We start from the raw sequence: 18,675 nt of genomic DNA, 5'->3' as shown, positions 1-18,675 counted from the left end.
TTTTCTGAGTTCCCCTCGCGAAGGCGCTCTCTCCATTAGGCTGGAACTGTGAGTGTGCCTACAGAACCCGTGCGAACTGATTATGCCCTCGCCGAACTGGATCGGCGCTCGGATCGCCCCTCCCTCGTGACGCTCTACCTGGACGGGGTGGAATCTTCCGCCCTGGACCTTGACGATCCCACGTATCTGGAATTCGAGTATATGCAACAGTTTAGGTGCATTCTCGAGGCCATGTACCCCAAGCGCGAGCCGCTGCGCGTGCTCCACCTGGGTGCGGCCGGATGTGCTTTCCCGCGCGCCCTGGATGCCGCCCGCCCCGGCTCGCGCCAGCTCGCGGCGGAAATTGACGGCAAACTCGCCACCTACGTGCGTGAATGGTTCGATCTGCCCCCGTCCCCGCGTTTGCGCATCCGGGTGCAGGATGCGCGCGTCACCTTGGATACCACGGCGGCACGGTGGGATGTGGTGGTGCGGGATGCTTTCGCTGACCGCGACGTCCCGTCCCATTTACGTACCGGCGACGCCGCTGCGCGGGTCGCCCAGGTTTTGCAACCGGAGGGCGTGTATCTCCTCAACTCGGTGGCCTCCACCGGCCTGACCCGCTTCGCGAATGAGTCACGGGCTCTCCTCGAGAATTTCGAGCACGTGCTGGCGATTATGGATCCGGCGGTGCTACGCGGGCGCCGTTTCGGCAATATTGTGCTGGCTGCCTCCCAGCGAGAATTTGCTTTCGCGCAGATCGAGAGGCTGGTGCGCCGGCTCCCGCTCCCGGCGCGCATGGTGGGGCGGGCGGATTTACGGCGCCGGGCCCGCGGCGCCATCCTCGAGAGCGATGCCGATATCGGCTACGTGCCCGCGAATGCCTAATCCGCGGCGTGCCGGCCGCGCGGGCGCTGCGGCGCCTGCTCCCCGCCATCCTCACCGTGGGCGTCCCGCTCGGCTCCGCTGCGCGTCTCACCCTCAGTCTGCGCCTCAGCTCCTGCTTGAGCCTCGCCTCCGGTGTGCGCCTCACTGCCGGGCTGGTGCCCATTGCTAGCGTGCTGCCAGGCGGCCCGCATATTTTCCAGGCGCTCCGTCAGCTGCGCCTGCTCGTTATCCGCGTGCTCCTTACGCTTGACCATCGAGGCATCCACTCGGGCGAGGAAACTTTCCGCAGCACGCCCAATTTCATCAGCGCTAGGAACGGTAAGGGTATGCTGCGGAGCCTGGATAAGCCCGGGATGCCCTTCCGCGCGATCATATTCGTGTTCCAAGGCCGCCACGATCTCCGCAAGCTGCTCATTATGCTCGGTGAGCTGGGCAAGCTGCTCCGATTCTTCGGCGGCGCTGGCTTCCAAATCTCCCAGGGGCAAGCTCAGCCCGGCCGTTTTCGCGAGCATGGACAGCGCGCTAGCCGCCCCGGCCGCGTAATGGTGCCCGGCAATATACATGGGCACCCGCACCGTCACCGAGAAGGTCGCCACGCCCATTTGCCCGAGGCTGTATTCCAAAAAATCAGAGAAAGAAGCCGGGTACCACACATCGGCTTCCAGTGCGGGAGCCACCGGATCGGCATTGCGCGTGCGGATGAGCATATCCGGCTGGCGGGTATGGGGCAGCGCACCGGCAACCGATCCGGCCCGGTAGAGCCGTTTCACCCCCAGTTGCGCGAATACCGCCATGAGCTCCGAATTGAGACCCTGCCAGCAAAAATCAGGTTCGGTACCGAGCAGCAGCAAAAAAGAGGTACCTTCAATATCTTTGGCGTGGAAGAGCCCGAGCGCGGGGATAGCAATATCTTCCAGCGCACCGTTGAGGTAGTGCACCCGCGGGCGCTGCGCCCGGTAATCGACCAACCCGTCCACATTAATATCGGCCACCGGGCTGAGATCCAGGGTGTAGAGCTGGGAGGCAATAAGTTCGGAAACCGAACCAATGTCATTGATGGGATCGGTGAGATGAACGACGACGCTTTCGAAACGCTCCCCGTTCGCCCAGGAATCTTCATGTTTCCCCTCGCAGGGGTAAACGAAATAGTTCACCGTGATCCTCCTCCCTCTCCAGCTCGCTAGCTTCCCCTCCAGCCTAGACTACCGGCCTGACCAAGTACCCTGGGCGCCGTCGTACCTCCATAACGGCAATCTCTACAACGAGACGCAAGCACACACGTTTCCGGTATTCGCCACCGGCTGATCACTGTCGTTCCCGTCACCGCACTATAGCGCGCCCCGGTGTTTTCCGTAATAATTGATTGTTACTTTTTTGCAGGACGCCACCCGATAATTTTCGGTCATCAGGAGGAGCCGCTCGTGGTTAACGATCCTCACAGTGCGCGCGAGGACGCGATACGGGAAGAACAGCTTTTCGTGGACACTGCGTACCGTGCCCTTGACCGCCAGCGCGAGGCTTACGCCCAGCGCCTGGCCGCGGTTCGCAGTCAGAGCGGTCAGGAAAGCGCCGGTGAAATGACCGAGCGCGATTCCTTCGCCACCCATTACGAAGATAACCTCACCCGATTGCGGCGCGTGGAAAACCGTTTGGTTCTTGGGCGGCTCGATACCCGCGAGGGGGAAACGGATCACATCGGGCGTATCGGCTTGAAGGACGAGGCCGGGGATATCCTGCTTCTGGATTGGCGCGCCCCGCAATCCGAACCGTTTTATCGGGCCACCGCGGCCCATCCGGGGAAGGTACGGCGCCGGCGCCATATTCAGACGCGCCTGCGCACCGTGACCGGCGTGGAAGATGAGCTTCTTGATTCGTCGCAGGCCTCCTCGGACCTCAATTTGACGGGTGAGGGCGCCCTCATGGCGGCAATGAATGCGGCGCGCGACGGGAAAATGAACGATATCGTCGCGACGATTCAGGCCGAACAGGACCGTATTATTCGCGCCGATTCCAATAATGTGCTCGTGGTCCAGGGCGGGCCGGGCACCGGGAAAACTGCGGTGGCCCTCCACCGCGCGGCCTATCTTCTCTACACCCACCGCGAGCGCCTGGCGCGTTCCGGCGTGCTCATTGTGGGCCCCTCGCCGGTCTTTTTGCGCTATATCGATCAGGTGTTGCCTTCGCTGGGCGAATCAGATGTGGTGTCGACGACGATCGCCGGACTGGTGCCCGGCGTGACGGTCAGCGCCGTCGACACTGCCCCGGCCGCGGAGATCAAAGGGCGCCTGGTGTGGCGCACCATTGCCCCGCGGGCGGTGCGCACCCTCCTGGAGCGCCCGCTACGCCGCCCCGTGCGCATGCGCATCAGCGGGGTTGAGGTGCGGTTAACCCCGCAGGATGTGGAGAATGCGCAGCGGCGAGCCCGCCGCACCGGTAAGCGCCATAATGAGGCCCGCGATACCTACGCGAAATACCTCGTGGATGTATTAGCCCGCCAGGTGGCTGAAGGCCAGGACGTTGAGCTTTCGGAAAATCCGTGGATTATTGCGGACGTGGCGGAGAGTATTGACGCGCGCCGGGAGATTAATTTGCGCTGGATGCCGTCCTCCGCGGTAGCGCTGCTCGAGCGCCTGCTCACCAAGCCGCATCTCCTTGCCGAGGTAGCCCCCGAGCTGAGCGCTGCCGAGCGGGCCGCGCTCGCGCGCCCGGCCGGCCACGGTATTACTATCGCGGATATTGCCCTCATTGATGAATTCGCTGAGGTTCTCGGGCCTTTTGCCACCGACGCGGAGCGCCGCGCGCGGGCGGCTCGCGATGCGGCCGAGCGCAATCGGCTTAGCTACGCCGGCGAAACGATGGAGGCCCTGGGCGTGGGCGGCGGAATCGTGAGCGCGGAGCTGCTGGCCGAACGCATGGGCGGGCGCGGGGACGGAAGTTCGCTGGCCGAACGGGCCGCCGCGGATCGCACCTGGACTTACGGGCACGTGGTGGTTGATGAGGCTCAGGAGCTCTCCCCCATGCAGTGGGAGATGCTCATTCGGCGCAATCCCTCGCGTTCCATGACGGTGGTCGGTGACCTGGACCAGCGCCCCGATGGTTCGCCGCGCGCCGGCTGGGAAGGACTGCTGGGCCGCCTGGCTGACCGGGTGCGGGTGGAAGAACTCACGGTTTCCTACCGAACACCGGCCGTTATTTTAGATACCGCCGGTGCGGTGCAGCGCGCGGCCGGGGTGAAGGTGCGCCCCGTACGTGCGGCGCGTACCGAGGGCGGCGCCGTGGAGATCGCTGAACGTTGCGCGCCGGGAACTCTTGGGGCGGGCGCTATTGCGGCGACGGCGCAGGTGTGCCAGCGCTTGGATGCCCGCTACGGGCAAGCCGGTACCCTCGGGGTTATTGTGCCGGAAGCTCGGGTCGCGCAGGTGGCAGCGGCTATCGGCGCGGCCCCGGAGCTGGGTGAATGGACTGTGGATGTGACGGGGCGCGATGTCACAGCGCGTATCCAGGTTCTCACGGCGGTCCAATCCAAGGGCTTGGAATTTGACGCTGTTGTGTTGCTGGAACCGGCTGAGATTTTAGCCGAAGGGCCGGGCAATATTTACGTCGCGATGACGCGCCCCACCCAGCTGCTCTCCGTGGTTTCTGAAGGAGAGCTCCCGGCCGGACTCACCGCGAGCGCGGCGGATACAGGAGTCTAGCTGTACCGTGGAGCGCTGGCGGGCTTAGGTTCGCCGGCCGGGGTTCGCCGCGCGTGGGTTCGTAGGCTGCGGTTCGCCGGACATGGACCGCAGCTCCCAATTGTTACCACTATGATTGATTAGTCAATGCTGTGAGGCTGCCGTTCGGGTGGGTGAAGGAGTAGGAATGACCGTGAAACCTTGGCTGGATATTTACCCGGAGTGGGTGCCTTCCGATATCACGGTGGATGAGGAGACTTTAGAAGAGTCGCTCCTGCGCGCTGCTGACCGGTACCCCCATCGGGTGGCCTTGGATTTCCTCGGTGCGACGACGAGTTATCGCGAACTTGTTGAGCGTGCCCGCAAGGTTGCTACGCTGCTGCGTAATTTGGGGGTGCAGCGCGGGGATACCGTTGCTCTAGCTTTGCCGAATTGCCCGCAACATATGTATGCCCTGTGGGGTGCGATCCTGACGGGGGCAACCGTGGCGGAAATGAATCCGTTGGCCCCGCAACCCGAATTGCACCGCCAGATCGCTATGGTCGATGCACGGGTTGTTATCGCGTGGGAGAAAACCATTACCACGATGGCACCGGCCGCTGACGACCCGCGCCACTACTTCGCGGTTGATCTTTCCCGTGATTTGCCGCTCACGTCACGGATGCTTCTCAAGCTTCCGGTGGCCCAGGCCCGCACCCAGCGCGCTCGTTTGCGCGGGGAGGTTCCCCCTCATGTGGCTTCTTTTGATCGGGAGTGGCGGAAGGCGGCCCCGATGGATCTTGCAACGTTCCGTAAACCGCAGGCGGAGGACGTCGCTGTCTATATGTTCACCGGGGGTACAACGGGCAAGCCGAAAGCAGTTATGCTCACCCACCGGAATTTGGTGTCCAACCGTAAGCAGATTATTGCTTGGGTGCCTTTTGAGGCTGATCATCACGAGGTAATCGCGGGGGTACTCCCCCTCTTCCACGCCTTCGGTTTCACCCTCATGATGATGTGCGCCCTGGATCTGGCGGCTACCGCTATTTTCTTGCCGAATTTTGATATTCCGTCTCTCTTGGCTGCTCAGAAGCGCCGGCCCATGACGGTGCTGCCCGGGGTGACTCCCATGTTTTCTCGTATCCTTGCCGAGGTGGAGAAGCGGGAAGCCGCCGGCGAAACTATTGACCTGTCCTCGATTCGTTTCGGGGTGTCAGGCGCAATGGCGCTGCCGGATGAGGTGGCGCGCCGCTGGGAGGAACGCACCGGGGGCTTCCTCATTGAGGGATACGGGATGACCGAATCTTCTCCGGTGGTTTCCGGGTCTCCGATGAGTCCGGATCGGCGCCCGTCCACTTTGGGCGTTCCTTTCCCCGGCACCGAGGTACGTATCGCCAATCCCGATAATTTGGCGGAGGACGCCGTGGATGTGGGTGAGATTTTGGTGCGCGGCCCGCAGGTTTTCGCTGGTTACCTGGGTGAGCCAGAGGAAACGGCGCAGGCGATGTTCGAGGATTGGCTGCGCACCGGTGACCTGGGGCGCTGGGATGGGCCTTTCGTTGTTATGGCGGATCGCGCAAAGGAAATGATTAATTCTTCTGGCTTCAATATTTACCCTTCCGAGGTGGAAGAGGTTCTGCGCGGGATGCCGGAGGTGCGCGATGTGGCCGTTGTGGGGATTCCCGCTGCGGAGCGTGGCGAGTCTGTGGTAGCGGCTCTTGTTTTAGAGCCGGGATCAACGGTTGATCTGGCAGCGGTGCGCCGCTGGGCGGAGGGTAAGCTCGCCCATTACGCGATGCCCTCCTCCATCGCTCTTTTTGACGCGCTTCCCACGTCCCAATTGGGGAAAGTGATGCGCCGCTCGGTGCGCGAACAGCTGGATAATTTCGAGCTGAAAGCCGGCGTATGGGTGAAGAAAGCCGGCGCGGTTGCAGGTAGTGCTACTACTGCGGTGAGCGATATGACCCGTGAGACTTTCGAGCGGGTCTTGGCCGGGTTGGAGACCACATATAACCTGACTGTTGATCAGATTCAAAGCTGGGCGTCCAGTGTCACGAAGTCCGCGGCGGAAAGTGGCGATGTGGTACGCCAGTGGGTGGATAAAACGGCCCCCAGTGGCGAAACGATTGCTGCTTTTGTGCGCTCCGCGGGAGCCACGCTGGAATCTTTTGCCACGTGGGTGGTGCGTTCCGGTCACGACCTGGTTGCTGGCGCTACACGATCCGTCACACCCGCAGCGGAAGAAAAGGGTGCCACTGGAGACGACGCGACCGATCAGAAAGACCGCGCCAAGCCCGAAGAAACCGCATAGCCCCGGCCACCGGAGCACCCGGCGCTATCGGTAGTACCCTGCGCTGACGCTGCTTCTGCGCGCTTGGAACCGAGGTTGTGTATGAGGGCCGGGAGAAGCTCCAGTTGACGCTGCTTCTGCGCGGGTGGGCCCCTCAGGATTGGGGTTTCGAAAAATCCGGCGATTCGGATGCAACTGGGACATCCGGATCCTGGCGTAGATCTGCGATGGCTCGCTCGAAGTCGTCAATGGAATCGTAATTCGAGTAGACCGAGGCGAAACGCAGGTACGCGACCAGGTCAAGAGCCTTGAGCGGTTCGAGAATGGCAAGACCAATATCATGCGCATCAATCTGCGAGCTTCCCGAGGAGCGGACTTTTTCTTCCACTTGGGCCCCGAGCAGCGCGAGTTGATCTTCGGTAACCGGGCGCCCCTGACAGGCTTTCCCCACCCCGCTAATGATTTTCTGACGCGAGAAGGGTTCAGTAGCACCCGAGCGTTTGACAACCACGAGGCTGGCTGTTTCCAGCGTGGAGAAGCGCCGGTGGCAGTTCGGGCATTCACGACGACGGCGAATGGACAGACCGTCATCAGCGGTACGAGAATCAATCACCCGTGAATCAGGGTTGCGACAAAATGGGCAATGCACATTAATCATTCTAAATGTCTCAGCTATAATACGCCAACCGCGTAACTATGACAGATCCACTAGTGCTACCCGTGGTACTACCCGCACCGGCCGTGCTGCCTACACCCAGCCGGTAGCTCGGGACTAATAGCCTGGAATCTCCAGCACCTGGCCAGGAACCAGGTCATGAGAAGCGAGTCCGTTGAGATTGACAATATCCGCCACCCCGGTGGAAATATCCGGAACACCCGGGATGCTGGCAGCAATACTGGCCAGAGTATCTCCGCCTTGCACCGTTACCGTGGCCATTCCCGTTTCCAGGAAAGTGGTACCCACGATCATGGCAAAGCTGGCCAGCAGGAGGGTGACAGCGATAGTCAGTGCCACCCGCACCCCCATGCGAACAATGACATCCAGCGAAGCTGGAGCGGTACGCGAACGGACCGCCGCTGGCTCTGCACGTTGAGTAGCTGACCGGGCAATCGACTGCGGCGCAAAAGCCACCGGACGGCGCACCGCACCCAGGGCCGGCGTATTCCAACGCCGACGAGCTTGCACCACCCGCAGCGCGGTAACTGAAGCTCCCCCGCGGGCATCCCCTAGGACACCTGGGCGGGCATCCCCACGATCCTCCCCGCAGCGCATTTCTTCGCCGCGCAGCTCCTGGCGCGCAGCCGGGTGCTCACCCACCACCCGCAGTTTCGGGTGCCGCCGGCTGGTGTGAGCACGGCTAGTTTCCCGCGGAATCTCCTGGTATGCGACACTCATTTTCCACTCCTCGAACATTCGTTCGCCGAACATCTGTATGTTAGACTAGTACGACAGTGAGGGTTTGTCTAGAACGTTCGTTCGATTCCGTTCGCTTCGGTAACGTTCCGGGCCTCGCCCTCATAGAACTATTCAAACCCGCCCTTACGACATAAAAATCGGCACGAACTCTCGGGAGTGCATATGGATCGTCCTCAGCTCACAGCTCGCCAAGCAGAGATACTGGACGTTGTTATTAACGGGATCGTCACCCACCGCGTCCCCCCAACGGTGCGGGAAATCGGTGAGGAAGTAGGCATGTCCTCCCCTTCCTCGGTGAAATACCAGCTCGATGCACTGGAAGAAAAGGGCTATATCTCACGTAACCCGCGCCGGCCACGCATGATTGAACTCACAGAAGCGGGGCTCGCCCATGCCCGTAGTTCTCGCGGTGATTCAGCATGGGAAAGCACCTTGTTCCCGGTGGGTGAACCCGCTCAGAGCAGCCTGGAATCCGATGTTCCGGTTGATATTAGCGAGGCGATCAATGTTCCCGTCGTCGGGAAGATCGCGGCTGGGGCTCCGATTCTGGCCGAAGAACTCATAGAAGATGTTTTCCCGCTCCCGCGCCAATTGACCGGAACCGGTGAGCTTTTCACGCTAAAAGTGCAGGGCGAATCAATGATTGATGCCGCAATCTGCGATGGGGACTGGGTGGTGGTGCGCCGCCAGCCCACCGCGGAAAACGGGGAAATTGTTGCCGCCATGATCGATGGCGAAGCCACGGTCAAAGTCCTCCAACGCCGCGATGGCCACGTCACGCTACTTCCGTGCAACCCCGCCTACTCTCCCATTCCCGCCGATGATAGCGAAGTACTCGGCCGCGTCGTTATGGTGCTGCGCACCCTCTAAGCAGCCTCTGGTTCAGCCAGCTTCGGCTAAGTCCTAGCCCGGAGCTGCCTCCGGGCTGAGTCCCCGGGCCCAGCCATTGCCAAGCCCACGCTTGTGGCAGGTCAGCGCGCCGGCGCGAGGCGGCGTCGTCGTACTACTTCCCGTTACCCCAGCTGTTCCGCGAGCCGGCCCAGGGCCGCACGCACCACAGCACCGTCGGCCGTACCCCACATACGTGGGAGGGAGGCACGCAAGAACCCGCCGTAACGCGCCGTCACAAGCCGTGGATCCAGAATCGCCACCACGCCCCGATCACCCTCGCTGCGGATCAGGCGCCCGGCCCCCTGCGCCAGCAGCAAAGCGGCATGCGCGGCAGAAACATCCATGAAGCCGTTAAATCCACGCTCATTAGCTCGCCGCGAACGTGCCTGCACCAATGCGTCATTGGGGCGCGGGAAGGGAATCCGATCAATCGTCACCAGGCGGCACGTCAGGCCGGGCACATCCACGCCCTGCCACAGCGAAAGCGTGCCAAAAAGCGAGGCATGCGGATCCGCCGCGAAATCCCTCACAAGCGTGGGCAACTGGTCTTCGCCCTGCAGGAAAATCGGCAGGTCAAGGTGATCACGAGCGAAAGCCGCGGCCTCATTCGCAGCCTTACGGGAAGTGAAAAGGCACAGCGCCCCGCCCCGGGAAGCCTCAATCAACTCCACGAGTTCGCGCAGCGTTTCCTCCCCGTACCCGTCCTTTCCCGGCACGGGCAGGTGGCGCGCAATATAGAGAATACCCTGCTGGTGGTAGGTAAAAGGAGAGCCGACGTCGATTCCCCGCCACGGCCCCTGGCTCGGATACGAAAAACCAATCTGCCGAGCGGCCAGGTCGAAACGCCCGCCAATGGCGAGCGTGGCGGAGGTGAGAATCGCGGGGCGCGCCTCAAAAAGAGTATCCGCCAGCGGCGCGGACACGTCGAGAGGCGCCGCGCACAAACTCGACCGCCCCTCCAGATCACGGGATACCCACACGACGAGAGAGCCGTTCGCCACCTCGTCACTGACCATCGCACTCACCATATCAACGCAGGTAGAAAGCCGGTGGCGCACCACCGCTTTCGTTGCGGCATCCGATTCGGTACTACCGGGCAGAGCTGCGACGTCGTTTTCCACCAGCTGCAATTCACGCAATAGCAACATAAGAGCGTCCTGCAGGGGCGCCGGAAGGGAAGTGAGGCGACCTTCCTCCAGCTCATCAAGAATATCGACGACGCCGTTACGGGCCCGTTCGATCCCATCAGCCAAGATTTTTTCGCGGCGCAGTAGGCGCGCCAATCCCGTGATCTCGCCGTGGGAGAGCGCGAAGGTGAGTTGGCTGGTGACCCGGTCAGCCAGATCATGGGCTTCGTCCACAACGAAAGCATCTACGTCCGGGAGCACCGGGGTGCCCGAGCTATGCACGCCCAACATCGCATGATTGGTAATGACGATATCTGCCTCGGCAGCCTCGGTGCGGGCGCGCACCGGGAAGCACACCTCGCGCAGCGGGCACTTCACGCCCACACATTCGGGTTTACTCAAGGAGACTTGGCGCCAGGCACGCTCCGAGACACCGGGAACAAGATCATCACGGTCCCCGGTCTCGGTTTCCGCGGCCCATTCGCGCAAGCGCATCACTTCTTCGCCGGTTGCGCTGGCGCCGTATTCCCCTTCGGCGCGGCTGACTAGGGCATCATCCTCCGGGTAGCCGCCGTGGACTTTACGCAAACATACGTAATTATTCCAGCCTTTGAGCAGGGCAATATGCGGTTCGTGGCCGGTCACGGCGCTGACGGCCCGCGCCACTCGCGGCGCGTCCTGCCCCACGATCTGGCGCTGCAAGGCGAGGGTGGCGGTGGAAACAGCCGCGCGCTGGCCGGTGCGCACCGACCATTCCATGAGCGGGACCAGGTAGCCGATAGATTTCCCGGTGCCCGTCCCGGCCTGAATCAGCAGGTGGGAGGAGTCCTCCAGCGCGGTGGCGGTCTCCTCGACCATGCGATTCTGCCCCTCGCGGACCGCTCCCCCGAGATCCGCGACCACCAGCTCGAGGATCTCGGTTAGTTCTTTCCTCATGCCCGTATCCTGGTGGGCACGTCTGTTTGGGCACCCCAGCGGGCCTCAATCTGACCCGCAATATTTGCCCGTACCCGCGCGTGGATGCGGGTTCCGGTGGGCAGATACTCAAGTTCTTCCAGGAGTTCCCCTTCTTCCAGGATCCGTGAAACAAGATCGCCGCGCTCGAAGGGAATGACCGCGTCGATTTCAATATTCGGGTGGGGCAGTTCTTCTTCGATGCGCGCGAGGAGTTCATCAATACCCGCCCCGGTGTGGGAAGACACCGCGATAGCGGACGGGTAACGGGAACGCAGCGCGGTTAGATCGACCGGATCGGCAATATCGGCTTTGGAGAGCACAATAATTTCCGGAATATCGCGGGCCCCGGGCACATCGGCGAGCACCTCGTGCACGGCGGTGACCTGCGCGACCGGATCCGCATTGGAGGCATCCACGACGTGGAGGAGGACATCCGCCCCGTCCACTTCCTCGAGGGTGGAGCGGAAAGCTTCCACCAGCTGGGTGGGCAGATTCCGCACGAATCCCACGGTATCCGAGAGGGTGAATTCGCGGCCTTCCGGGGTGATGGCTTTGCGGACCGTCGGATCAAGAGTGGCAAAAAGCGCGTTTTCCACCAGAACATTCGCACCGGTGAGCCGGTTGAGCAGCGAGGATTTCCCAGCGTTGGTGTAGCCAACCACCACCACGGAGGGAATCCCGGTACGGCGCCGTTCGGCACGCCGAGTGGAGCGGGCCGGTGCCATCTTTTTGATATCGCGGCGGAGTTTTGCCATGCGTTGGCGGATGCGGCGTCGATCCAATTCGAGCTGGGTTTCACCCGGGCCGCGCGATCCAATGCCGGCACCACCAGCCACCTGCCCGCCGGCCTGCCGCGACATCGATTCACCCCAACCGCGCAGGCGCGGGAGGAGATATTCGAGCTGTGCGAGCTCGACCTGGGCTTTGCCTTCTTTCGATTGGGCATGCCGCGCGAAAATATCGAGGATGAGCGCGGTGCGGTCGATCACTTTGACATTGACGATATCTTCGAGGGCGCGCCGCTGGGAGGGCGCGAGCTCGGTATCGACAATGACAGTATCGGCTTCCTGGGCTTCGACCATCGCGGCGAGTTCGCGTGCCTTGCCGGCGCCCAGGTAGGTGGCGCGGTCGGGTAACGCGCGGCGCTGGATTACTCCGGCCAGTACCGTTGAGCCGGCGGTATCCGCCAGTGCGGCGAGCTCACGCAGGGATTCTTCGGCGCGGGGGCGGTTCTCAGAAAAGACTCCCACGAGGATGACTCTTTCGAGGCGAACTTGGCGGTATTCAACATCGATGCCTTGTTCGCGTTCGATACCGCGCGCCAGGCCTTCTACTTCCTGGAGGCCGGTGTGGTCACGGTGGATGCTATCGGTATTGGCCTGCCAGGCGGTATCGGCTTGGAGTACCGTGCCGCGGCGGGTGGAGATATCGACATCACCGACGTGGTGCTTGTGTTCATGTACTTCGTTGCTAATGGCCACGTTCTCCTTTGTATTCGCTTTTATTTTCTCACGTTGCGCCGGAGTTTCCTACCGGGAAGTGGCGCGCGTGCTTCGGGTATGTGCGCGGGATCTTTCGCGGGAGTTTGCGCGACAGTTTGCGCGACAGTTTCCGCGCCGCTGCACGCTCCTTTAAGCTGGTGTTATGACTTCGCACTACTTTTCAGAGCATCCGGATACCGCGAGTAATGCGCGCACCCTCGAGGTAACGATCCGCGGGCGGGACTATTCCGTTACGGTCGACGACGGCGTCTTTTCCGGCGGTGGCCTCGATAAAGGCACCGCAGTGCTCTTACGAAAAGTGCCCGAGCCGGAGCTGGAGCCGGGCGATATCGCGGTGGATCTCGGGTGTGGCTGGGGGCCGATCACCTTGGCTTTGGCCGCCGAGGCACCTCAGATTATCGCGGTGGATGTGAATGAGCGGGCGCGCGAGCTGACCCGCGTCAATCTTGAAGCGAATGGCTTGCGAGGCGAGGTGTTGGCTCCGGATGAGGCTCTAGAACGTTTGGGCGAGAAGTCGATTCGGTTGCTGTGGTCGAATCCTCCTATCCGTATCGGGAAAGCTGCCCTGCATGAGCTGCTCACCACGTGGTTGGGCCGTCTGAGTGAGGACGGGGAAGCGTATCTGGTTGTGCAGAAGAATCTGGGTGCTGATTCCCTTGCTTCCTGGCTGGTAAACGAGGGGTATCAGTGCGAGAAGATCGGTTCCTCTAAGGGATTCCGGGTCTTGTACGTTCGCCGGTAGTGATACGGGAGCTAACTCGATACTGACGGAAGCGCTCCTTCGGTAACCGCCGCGCCGTTCCTCGGACTCACCGAGTGAGTTTCGTGAGGATGCGCGCGGCTAGCTGAGCTGGCGTGTCCGTACCTGCTTCCAGCCAGGTGATGCGGGGATCGGCCCGGAACCATGAGCGTTGCCGGCGCGCGAGCTTTCGGGTGGCGACACGGATCTCTTCGGTTCCTTCAGCGAGGCCAAGAGTGCCGTCCAGGATGGCCATGGCTTGGGGGTAGCCGGTTGCACGTGATGCGGTGGGGGCTTCCCGCAAGCCGAGGCGTAGCAAGCCGGCGGTTTCTTCCAGGAGCCCCTCCCGCATCATTTCATCAACCCGCACATTAATTGCGGCGTGAAGATCGGCTAATTCCCGGCGAATCGCGAAGATATGCACATCCTGGTAGTGGGAGGTATGGCGCGGAAAACTCGGGGTATAGGGCTTTCCCGTCAGTCGAATAACTTCCAGGGCGCGAATGACGCGGCGTTCATTACGCGTATCGATGGTGGCGTATGCCTGCGGATCGCGTTCCTCTAGCTCCCGCAGGAGCCGGGGATAATCACGGCGGGCTTCCTCCGTAATCGCGGCACGCAACCCGGGATCAGTTCCAGGGAACTGCAATTCGTCAAGAAGCGCAGATACATAGAGCCCCGAACCTCCCACCACCAGCGGAATTTTCCCCGCCGTGGTGATAGCAGCGAGATCCTGCCGGGCATGCTTCTGGTAGGCCGCAACCGAAGCTTCTTCCGCGATATCCAACTCATCAATCTGATGGTGGCGAATTCCGCGCCGCTGGGAAACCGGAAGCTTGGCGGTACCAATATCTAAGCCGCGGTAGAGCTGCATGGCATCGGCGGAGATGATCTCCACTTTTTGCGACCCGCCCAGAAGCTCCGCCAGCTCCAGCGAGACGGATGTTTTTCCGCTCGCGGTGGGGCCCACCACTGCAATAATCACCCGGCCACCGCCTTATCTGCCGCGTAACCGTATTGATCATCATCAGTTTGCTCCGCGGCAAGTTCTTCCGCGGCGCACTCCTCAGCGACGCACTCCTCCGCAGCGCGTTCTTCTAGGAGCACCGCGCGGGCTTGACGGAGCGCCTGGGCGCATTGTTCGGCGGTGAAGCCGCGCCGAGCCAGCATAGCGTAGGTACGTTGGGCGAGCGTTTCCGGTTTCCCTGAGGCGCTGCGTAGCTTCTTGAGAGCAAGCTCCACCGCCGAATCGAGTTCCGCTTCCGGTTCGATATCAGCAAGCACTTCCTCGATAATGCTTGCGTCTACGCCTTTGCGGCGAAGTTCCGCTGAGATGGCACGCCGGGAAGCGTTCTTATCACGCCGGCGAGCCGCCGTGAGCGTGCGCGCAAACTTGGCATCGTCAATATAGCCGGCCGCCTCGAATTCGTGGAGTACCCGCTCAGCCACGGCTTCCGGCACCTGGCGGGTGTGGAGCGCCTGGCTGAGTTGATAGCGGGAACGATCCATCATGCCGAGCTGGCGATAAACAATATCCCGAGCCCGGTGCAGGTGTTCCTCTTCACTCAAGGACTCGAGGTCAGGCCCTCTCCGAGCGCCGCGCCCATATCTACTAGCACCGCGCTGTGAACGGCCGCCGCTACGCGCGTAGCTAGCAGCGCGTGATCGACCGCCGCCGGTATCGGTATCGGTATCGGTATCCGAGTAGTGTGCCACCGCGACCACCTACTTAGAAATCAACGGTTTCCGCGGCATTACCGGTGCTTTTCGCCGATGCGGCCTGCTTAGTACCGCCAGCGCCGGCAGTAGCGCCATCAGCTCCGGCCTTAGCTTCAGTTTCGCTTGCTTCAGCTTCCTCCGGGTCTTCCCTCAGGCCGGCCTTGCGGAGAATTTTATCCTCAATTTCATCACGCAAATCCGGATTATCCATGAGGAATTGGCGGGCCTTTTCTTTACCCTGGCCTAATTGGTCACTCTCATACGTGAACCAGGCACCGGCCTTGCGGATGATATTCAGTTCCACACCAACATCGAGGAGGCTTCCCTCCCGGGAAATTCCCTCACCGTAGATGAGGTCAAATTCTGCCTGCTTGAAAGGCGGTGCCATCTTGTTCTTGACGATCTTGACACGGCAGCGATTCCCCACGGGTTCACTACCGTTTTTAAGGGTCTCAATGCGCCGCACGTCCATACGGACAGAGGCGTAGAACTTGAGGGCTTTTCCACCGGTGGTGGTTTCCGGGTTACCGAACATCACCCCGATTTTTTCACGCAGCTGGTTAATGAAAATGGCGGTGGTGCCCGAGGCGGAGAGCGCACCGGTCATTTTCCGCAGCGCTTGGCTCATGAGGCGTGCCTGCAAGCCAACGTGGGAATCACCCATATCGCCTTCAATTTCGGCCTTGGGAACGAGGGCTGCCACGGAATCGATGACGATGATGTCAATCGCGCCGGAGCGGATGAGCATATCGGCAATTTCCAAGCCCTGTTCTCCGGTATCCGGCTGGGAGACGATCAGCGAATCAGTATCAACGCCCAGAGCCCGCGCATAGATTGGGTCAAGCGCGTGTTCTGCGTCGATAAACGCGGCTATCCCGCCATTGCACTGTGCGCTAGCAACAGCGTGGAGCGCAACCGTGGTTTTACCCGAAGATTCCGGACCGTAAATTTCCACCACGCGCCCGCGCGGCAAACCACCAATGCCAAGGGCAATATCCAGAGCGATAGATCCGGTAGGAATGACTTCCACCCGCGGACGGACATGGTCACCCAGCCGCATCACGGAGCCCTTACCGAATTGCTTATCAATTTGCGCCAGAGCGGTATCAATTGCTTGTTTGCGATCATCCACTGCGGGGCGCCCGACCGTTTTGGTGCGGGCACTAGCTTTAGCTGCGGCCATATCCCATCCTTACTCACGTTTCCTACAGATCAGGCCTAGGCGAGACACTCCCTCTCCGAGAGGCTCGAGATCACTGTATATCCGGCCTACGACATACTTAGGCGCCGCGAAACTCCTGTGGATAACGCTGACGCCTGAGGATCTGTGGACTATTCTAATACGAACGGTTGTTCGGTACCGCATGGAGGCGGTGTGTCACCCGCTGCATTCGCGCAGCTACTCGCGGGCCGCGAAATCTTCCGGGGTGAGCCGGTGGAGGTAATGGTAGTAATCCGGGAATCCCATCGTCTCGCACACGGCATCCCAGATCCGCTGCGGATCTTCCCCGGCTTCGAGGGCTTGGGCCGGGCTACGGTCACCCAGAGCGGAAAGAACGAGATCTTGGGCTGCGCTTCTCCCGCGCCCGTGCGGGAAAGCACGATCAATATTGAGCCAGAATTCAGATTCGCGCACCGGTGCTTTGCATTCCTTTATTGGTGTGGGGCTTCGATTAGGGCGCCTGGTGAGAAGCGCTCGACACAGCATAACGGCGCGTATCAAGGGAAACTGAAGCTAGGTAGCTAGCTCCGAGCACTCCCGCTTCGCGAGCGGGGCGCTACCTTGACCGCGCCGTTTGCGACGTGGTGTATAGGGATTACTTCGTAGTGGAAAGTTCCCCGCGCATGAGTTCTGCCGGGCTTTCCGGCACGCGCAGGTGAGCCGGGATGCGACCTTCAACCAGGTCAATCCGATCAGCAACCAAGCGCAGCACGTGACTCATGGGCACGTTGAGCGCCCGGCAGATCGAGGCGAGGAGTTCCGAGGAAGCTTCTTTCTGACCGCGTTCGACTTCGGAGAGGTATCCGAGGGAAACACGTGCATCGGAGGAAACTTCCCGCAGGGTACGCCCTTGCCGCTGCCGGTAGGCCCGCAAAACCTCGCCAATCTCTTCGCGAAGGAGAGCGGGTTGGCGTTGTTCAGGACGCACTACGAAATCATTCTTCCGGGTTACGCCGGTACGGGTATCAATTGTCATCACTAACCTCAACGCCTACTTCCTGTTTTTATTCCCCACAGAGCGAAACATCTTCATCGCCTCCGGTGCCAGGCTCGTGGCACGAGGCCATCAAAAGGTTCCACAAATATTAAGCCAGGCGAATCTGAAGATTTACTGGGAGCGAACAGGAGTTAGTCAGGACACAGCTGAATTGGCGCACTGATCGGTTGCGCCGTCGTGCAAAAACGCGGCAAGAAGTTCGACGGCGCCGCGCACCGCCCCGCTCCGTACGTCGCTCCGCCCCCCGGCAATATGGAGCTCGCGCGCCAGGTGCGCCCCGCTCCGCGTGCTCACCGCGATCCACACGGTTCCCGCCGGGTGTCCATCATGCGGGCCGGGCCCGGCTACCCCGGTGGTGGCCATGCCGACATCCGCTCCGGCGACGTCGCATACGCCACGGGCCATCTGGAGCGCAACTTCCCGGTCCACCGGCCCGTGGCTGGCTAAACGCTCGCTGGACACTCCGAGGATGCTGGCTTTGAGGTCGGTGGCATAGCTGACCACTCCCCCGCGCAGCACCGCGGAAACTCCGGGAATGGTGACGAATTGTGCAGTGAGCAGCCCGCCGGTGAGGGATTCCGCGCAGGCGAGGCTGAGGCCGCGTTCGTGCAAGTTCCTCACGCAAGTTTCCGTGAGCGCGGCGAGGTCCGCGGCGCCAGTTGGCTGCGCCGTCGTCATGAGTGCGCCTCGTGGCCGCTACCGCGGGCGATCCGCACCGCATCGCCGACGTACCCGACGGCGGACCACACCGAGAGTACAAGCGCCACCCCGAGGGTGATCCACCCGAGCCACTGGAAAATATCTCCGCCCGGGTGCCCGAGCCACGCAATCCACGGCAGCATGAGGATACCGGCGCCGATGGACTGGGCAAACATTTTGAGTTTGCCAATCCAGCCGGCCGCCATGACCTGTTTGGTCACCACGAGCATCCGCACCAGGGTGATGAAAATTTCGCGGGCGATCATGAGGATAGTGACCCACCACCACAGCCGGTCGTGGAGCGAGAGCATGATGAGCGCCGCCGCGATGAGGCCTTTATCAGCGATGGAATCGGCGAGCTTCCCGAAGTTGGTGATGAGGCCCCGCGAACGCGCCAGCTGCCCATCGAGACGGTCGGTGAACGCGGCGACGGCGAAAACTACCCAGGCCCAGAAACTGCGGGTGGCGGTCGGCTCCCAGAACACCCAGATAAAAACGGGGATGAGGATGATCCGCGCGACCGTCAAAGCATTAGCAATATTGAGGAGGGGCGGCTCGCTCGCCTCCGGAGCGTTCGTGTGAGACATGGCCCTAC

17 protein-coding genes are annotated in these 18,675 nt (G+C 61.6%); 5 read left to right on the top strand and 12 right to left on the bottom strand.

From position 1 onward, the window contains the following. The first annotated feature begins 48 nt into the window (after positions 1-48). On the top strand, positions 49-867 hold the full coding sequence (locus tag CYJ17_RS05765; RefSeq protein ID WP_311370822.1) for a spermidine synthase: 819 nt from the start codon (positions 49-51) through the stop codon (positions 865-867). Here CYJ17_RS05765 and CYJ17_RS05760 read toward each other — a convergent pair. Next, positions 864-2,021, bottom strand: coding sequence for a PAC2 family protein (locus CYJ17_RS05760; protein ID WP_180948625.1), 1,158 nt, complete (start codon positions 2,019-2,021; stop codon positions 864-866). The genes CYJ17_RS05765 and CYJ17_RS05760 overlap by 4 nt on opposite strands. Positions 2,022-2,288: 267 nt before the next feature. Here CYJ17_RS05760 and CYJ17_RS05755 point away from each other — a divergent pair, with 267 nt between their 5' ends. After that, positions 2,289-4,562, top strand: a complete 2,274-nt coding sequence (locus CYJ17_RS05755) for a HelD family protein (RefSeq protein WP_087070953.1) — start codon at positions 2,289-2,291, stop codon at positions 4,560-4,562. 166 nt (positions 4,563-4,728) lie between these two features. Next, positions 4,729-6,831, top strand: coding sequence for an AMP-binding protein (locus CYJ17_RS05750; protein ID WP_234984519.1), 2,103 nt, complete (start codon positions 4,729-4,731; stop codon positions 6,829-6,831). Positions 6,832-6,964: 133 nt separating this feature from the next. On the opposite strand, the gene nrdR is transcribed toward CYJ17_RS05750, so the two are convergent. Further along, positions 6,965-7,468, bottom strand: coding sequence for a transcriptional regulator NrdR (gene nrdR / locus CYJ17_RS05745; RefSeq protein WP_026428570.1), 504 nt, complete (start codon positions 7,466-7,468; stop codon positions 6,965-6,967). 114 nt (positions 7,469-7,582) lie between these two features. Continuing rightward, positions 7,583-8,206, bottom strand: a complete 624-nt coding sequence (locus tag CYJ17_RS05740; RefSeq protein WP_159455023.1) for a LysM peptidoglycan-binding domain-containing protein — start codon at positions 8,204-8,206, stop codon at positions 7,583-7,585. Between the two features lie 183 nt (positions 8,207-8,389). On the opposite strand from CYJ17_RS05740, the gene lexA reads away from it, so the two are divergent. After that, positions 8,390-9,097, top strand: a complete 708-nt coding sequence (gene lexA / locus CYJ17_RS05735) for a transcriptional repressor LexA (protein WP_087070955.1) — start codon at positions 8,390-8,392, stop codon at positions 9,095-9,097. A 143-nt stretch (positions 9,098-9,240) separates the two neighbouring features. Here the strand turns inward: lexA and CYJ17_RS05730 are convergent, their stop codons facing one another. Together CYJ17_RS05730 and hflX are read right to left on the bottom strand one after the other, a co-directional pair. After that, the gene (locus CYJ17_RS05730; protein WP_087070956.1) at positions 9,241-11,181 is read right to left on the bottom strand and encodes an ATP-dependent DNA helicase; all 1,941 of its coding nucleotides are present in this window, start codon (positions 11,179-11,181) and stop codon (positions 9,241-9,243) included. Continuing rightward, complete coding sequence (hflX, locus tag CYJ17_RS05725) at positions 11,178-12,683, bottom strand: GTPase HflX (RefSeq protein WP_234984520.1); 1,506 nt, start codon at positions 12,681-12,683, stop codon at positions 11,178-11,180. The genes CYJ17_RS05730 and hflX overlap by 4 nt, the downstream gene beginning before the upstream one ends. A 163-nt stretch (positions 12,684-12,846) precedes the next feature. Between hflX and CYJ17_RS05720 the strand changes: the two genes are divergently transcribed. After that, a complete protein-coding gene (locus tag CYJ17_RS05720; protein ID WP_087070958.1) occupies positions 12,847-13,446 on the top strand; it encodes a class I SAM-dependent methyltransferase in 600 nt (199 codons plus the stop codon). Positions 13,447-13,513: 67 nt separating this feature from the next. On the opposite strand, the gene miaA is transcribed toward CYJ17_RS05720, so the two are convergent. The 7 genes from miaA to pgsA all read right to left on the bottom strand — a co-directional run bounded on the left by miaA (position 13,514) and on the right by pgsA (position 18,667). Next, positions 13,514-14,428: a tRNA (adenosine(37)-N6)-dimethylallyltransferase MiaA gene (gene miaA / locus CYJ17_RS05715; protein ID WP_087070959.1), complete on the bottom strand. Its 915-nt coding sequence runs from the start codon at positions 14,426-14,428 to the stop codon at positions 13,514-13,516. Continuing rightward, positions 14,425-15,012 carry a regulatory protein RecX gene (locus tag CYJ17_RS05710; protein ID WP_087070960.1) on the bottom strand — a complete coding sequence of 196 codons (588 nt, stop codon included), beginning with the start codon at positions 15,010-15,012 and terminating at the stop codon, positions 14,425-14,427. The genes miaA and CYJ17_RS05710 overlap by 4 nt, the downstream gene beginning before the upstream one ends. 160 nt (positions 15,013-15,172) lie before the next feature. After that, on the bottom strand, positions 15,173-16,345 hold the full coding sequence (recA, locus tag CYJ17_RS05705; RefSeq protein ID WP_101657587.1) for a recombinase RecA: 1,173 nt from the start codon (positions 16,343-16,345) through the stop codon (positions 15,173-15,175). A 216-nt stretch (positions 16,346-16,561) separates the two neighbouring features. Beyond that, positions 16,562-16,798, bottom strand: a complete 237-nt coding sequence (locus CYJ17_RS05700; RefSeq protein ID WP_234984521.1) for a DUF3046 domain-containing protein — start codon at positions 16,796-16,798, stop codon at positions 16,562-16,564. A gap of 181 nt (positions 16,799-16,979) precedes the next feature. Then, positions 16,980-17,360, bottom strand: a complete 381-nt coding sequence (locus CYJ17_RS05695) for a helix-turn-helix domain-containing protein (protein ID WP_026428564.1) — start codon at positions 17,358-17,360, stop codon at positions 16,980-16,982. Positions 17,361-17,516: 156 nt separating this feature from the next. Next, positions 17,517-18,059, bottom strand: a complete 543-nt coding sequence (locus tag CYJ17_RS05690) for a CinA family protein (RefSeq protein WP_087070962.1) — start codon at positions 18,057-18,059, stop codon at positions 17,517-17,519. Then, complete coding sequence (pgsA, locus tag CYJ17_RS05685; RefSeq protein WP_087070963.1) at positions 18,056-18,667, bottom strand: CDP-diacylglycerol--glycerol-3-phosphate 3-phosphatidyltransferase; 612 nt, start codon at positions 18,665-18,667, stop codon at positions 18,056-18,058. The genes CYJ17_RS05690 and pgsA overlap by 4 nt, the downstream gene beginning before the upstream one ends. Between the last annotated feature and the right edge of the window lie 8 nt (positions 18,668-18,675).

The organism is Actinotignum timonense, from assembly GCF_002860685.3.
Taxonomy (GTDB): domain Bacteria; phylum Actinomycetota; class Actinomycetes; order Actinomycetales; family Actinomycetaceae; genus Actinotignum; species Actinotignum timonense.
This window is presented reverse-complemented; position numbering and strand designations above follow the sequence as displayed.